5 protein-coding genes and 1 pseudogene are annotated in these 3,719 nt (G+C 61.8%); all 6 read left to right on the top strand.

The window, feature by feature from the left end; translation table 11 throughout:
- Positions 1 to 619: 619 nt before the first annotated feature.
- On the top strand, positions 620 to 856 hold the full coding sequence (locus RM2_RS25505) for a hypothetical protein (RefSeq protein WP_245814105.1): 237 nt from the start codon (positions 620 to 622) through the stop codon (positions 854 to 856).
- A complete protein-coding gene (locus RM2_RS25500) occupies positions 857 to 1,627 on the top strand; it encodes an MMPL family transporter (RefSeq protein ID WP_307718097.1) in 771 nt (256 codons plus the stop codon).
- Positions 1,628 to 1,731: 104 nt separating this feature from the next.
- Complete coding sequence (locus RM2_RS25495) at positions 1,732 to 1,872, top strand: hypothetical protein (RefSeq protein ID WP_245814104.1); 141 nt, start codon at positions 1,732 to 1,734, stop codon at positions 1,870 to 1,872.
- Positions 1,872 to 2,606: pseudogene (locus tag RM2_RS25490) on the top strand (MMPL family transporter). The gene RM2_RS25495 and the pseudogene RM2_RS25490 overlap by 1 nt, the downstream one beginning before the upstream one ends.
- Positions 2,607 to 2,709: 103 nt before the next feature.
- Entirely contained in the window at positions 2,710 to 2,979 is a 270-nt protein-coding gene (locus RM2_RS22740) for a metal-sensitive transcriptional regulator (RefSeq protein WP_072691726.1), read from the top strand.
- A 339-nt stretch (positions 2,980 to 3,318) separates the two neighbouring features.
- Positions 3,319 to 3,719: DUF302 domain-containing protein (locus RM2_RS22735; RefSeq protein WP_072691725.1), on the top strand; the 401-nt coding region annotated here is incomplete at its 3' end.

Here is a 3,719-nt window from a genome sequence, read left to right as displayed (position 1 = left end):
TCTTACCCCCACACAAAGACCAATGCAAACCAGTCCCGATGAAGGCATTCCAAGAAGTGAAGCACCACCATACACAATGATGAACTCCGAATTTTCGTCAGGCATTCCGTACAACCTCGTAGCATCCACCCGAAGGTGGAAGTCGGTGTCCGTGTCGCTCTGACCTGAAATAAGTTACGCCACCCCCACCACAAAACCAAATCGCCAGGTCACAGCCGCAAAGGCGATGTCCGCGAGCTAGATCGCTTGCGTACGCGATGCCCGCATCGCAAATACGAACGGCACGGTCCAGGGGTTGAGGAGCGCGAAGCGTTTCTCCTCGACGTTGCACAACTCCATTCAGGAGGCGGAACGGATATCGCGCCTGTCCAACTTTCGCCATACCGCCCAGCCATACCGAGCTCCCCCCAGTCGTCGTGAAAGTTCGCCGGCGAACATTTTCTGGCATAGCCGATCCAATTCTGATGCGCGAACTGCGACGCTGCCGGCACCAGAACAACGGCCGCACGATCGCGAGAGTGAGCGGTAACCGCGGACAAGCCTGTTGGGAATCGAACGCAAACGGCCCAACCGACTACCCGTTTCGAACGAAGTGCGCGTTCTAGCCACTGACGTCTTCTTGACGGAAAAGAAGGCAGGGAACTCGTCGAGACCGCAGTCGGCATCGGTGCAGGTCCGCGACCTCGCCAAGCTGCATTTCGGTGGCAACTCTTCGGCCGCGGTGCAGGTTGTATTTCATTCCGACACTCAGACAGTCGACAGCCCACAAGTGCAGCGGGTACTGGACGCGGCCACCACCGTCTTCGACGGTGATACACGATTCGGGGAAGTGATTGCCCCAAAACCAGGGATGTAGATAGGTCCGGACGGACATACCGGCATCCTCATCGCCTGCGCGAACGCGAGCACCGACGACACGGTCAACGCCGTCGACGAATACAAGGCCGAGCTGATCGCCCTGTCGACGTACTGTATCGAGGTTTATCCGACCGGAGCCTCGGCATTGTGGAGCGACTTCAACAAGGCCACCCACGACGCCATGATCAAATCCGAATTGATTTCCTGGCCAGTAATATTGGCAATCATGATCCTGGCGTTCGGCTCCCTCGTCGCCGCCGGCCTACCCCTGTTGTTGACCCTCGCCGGACTCGTCGCTTCCGCCGGCGGACTGGTTCTGCTCAACCAGATCACCCCGATCTCGGTGTGGGCGATGAACTTCGCGCTGACGTTCGCCCTCGCGCTGGGTATCGACTACGCAATGTTCCTCGTCTCCCGCTTCCGCGAGACGATCCGCCACACAAACTCCTCACGGGCGGCCGTCGCCGAGACCATGGACACCGCAGGCAAAGCCGCACTGCTATCCGGGCTGACGGTGCTGGTCAGCCTCTCTGCCGTGCTCCTCGTTCCGGCACCCGCGGTGCGGACGATGGCGGTCGGAATCATGCTCGCGGTGTTCTTCGTCCTTCTCGCAACTCTGACGCTGCTGCCGTCAACGTTGGGCAAGCTGGCGGATCGTTGCCTTACGCCAAGCGGCAGGAGCACCACTCCCCGCGCTTCGCGTCCTGGGGCGCACTTCTCCATAGGCACCCCTGGCCGTTCGCCATCGGTTCGTCGCTCGTACTCATAGCACTTTCGATCCCGGTATTCGCGTTGAAAGTGGCGATGCCCTCGATCGAGGTTGTACCCACCGCCGCCCCAGTACGGCAAGGATAGGAGCTCGTCCAAGCACAGATGGGTGAGGGTGCACCGGGGATGCTGCAGATCATCGCCCCGGCGCCGGACGGCGGCGACACTGCGACAGCGGCCAGAGCAGCCGATGGCATTGCGATGGTCAACCGCGGCAACCAGCACGCGATGGCAGCGACCTCGTGATGCTTCAGTCCCTGCCGACCGTCGATGCCTCGGACCCGCAGATGAACGCGATCCTCGAACGCCTGCGGGCGGATATTCCGGCGGGCGCTCTGGTCGGCGGCGCGCCCGCGGAGAATCTGGACCTGAAACAGGCCCTGAATGACTACTCCCCGCTGATCGTGGGCATCATCCTCCTCCTGGGATTCCTATTGCTGCTCGTAGCGTTGCAGGCGCCACTGGTCGCCCTGATGGGCACCGTGGTGAGCCTGCTGTCGACCGCGGCTGCGTTCGGGGTTGCGAAGCTGATCTTTCAGGACGGGTACGGCGCGGGCCTTCTCGGCTTCACCCCCCCCAGGGATTCCTGGACGGATGGGGACCGGTGTTCTTCTTCGCGATGATTTTTGCGATCGCCATGGACTTACACCGTGTTCCTGCTTGCGACAGCAGAGGAGCACTACGAGCGCTCGAGTGATCCGAAGGTCGCGCAGATCGCGCAGATCGCGGGCATGGCCCATTCCGGGCGAGTGATCTTCGCGGCTGCTGCAGTGATGGTCGCGGTGTTCTTCACCTTCGCCCTCGCTGAGCCTTTGCCGCCGAAGGAGATGGGAATCATCCTCGGCGTCGCCGTGCTTCTCGATGCGGTGCTGATCCGCTTGATGTTGTTGCCTGTGTTGCTGCGACTGACCGGTCACGGCGCCTGGTGGTCGCCGGCCTGGCTCCGGAAGGTTCTGCCGAACATCCGCTTCTCCCACTGAAGAGTGCGCGAAAGGTGGGACATCGCGCCATGAGTCCCCCCTTCACATTTATACCCCCAGGGGTACAATCGGAATGGATCAGCCCCCCCCGAAAGGAAATATGATGGTAGGCGACGAAGACAGCATTGCATTGGTACTCAACCGGCTGCGACGAGCGCACGGGCAACTCGCCGGAGTGATCTCCATGATCGAGCAGGGCCGTGATTGCAAGGACGTTGTCACCCAGCTCGCCGCGGTATCCCGGGCCCTCGACAAGGCTGGCTTCAAGATCGTTGCCACCGGATTGCGGGAGTGCCTGACCGGTGACACCCAGGAGGGAACGCAGCCAATGACCGAGGCTGAGCTCGAAAAGCTCTTTCTCGCGCTGGCCTGAGCACACCCATCACACTCGACGCCACAGAGGACGAGACGCAGGCCGAGAGGAGCAATCCATGGCCGGCTTATCACGTGAGGGTTGGACCGCCGAAGGCGTGATGACGCTAATGAATGGCCGTTGGTCGCGCTCGTCAATTTCGCACGGACCCTGGCGCTCTCGCCGTGATGGTTGAGTGGGTCCGGATTCGCCGGTGTCAACCTCGCCTTTTTCCACGCGGCGCGATCGTGCCCCTCGATCCGTGGGGTCACGCCACTCCCGTCCCGGGGCCCGCCACCCGCGGGTGCGGGCTCCGGAGCTCTTCCACCCGAAGCAACCGAGCGATAGCAAGGAACGATCATGAATCTCGCACTATCGACCACACTGCATACCTCCTTCGACGATGCCGTGAAGCGGACCCGCCAAGCCCTGTCCGAGCAGGGTTTCGGCATACTCACCGAGATCGACATGAAGGCAACGCTGAAGGCCAAGCTCGACGAGGACATGGAGGACTATCTGATCCTCGGGGCCTGCAACCCACCGCTCGCCCACCGTGCGGTGGGAGTTAACCGGCAGATCGGGCTGCTGTTACCGTGCAACGTCGTTGTCCGCCGCGACCCGTCCACGGAGAACATGGTGATCGTCGATGCGATGAATCCGGAATTGATGGTCAAGGTCGCCGAGGAACCCGCACTGCAGGAGGTCGCGGACGAGGCCACCACCAGACTTCAAGCCGCCATCGATTCCCTCAGCACCGGCGA

The organism is Rhodococcus marinonascens NBRC 14363 (genome assembly GCF_001894885.1).
GTDB lineage: Bacteria > Actinomycetota > Actinomycetes > Mycobacteriales > Mycobacteriaceae > Rhodococcus_F > Rhodococcus_F marinonascens.
Note: the sequence above shows the minus strand (reverse complement) of the source record. Positions and strands in the feature narration are given on the sequence as shown.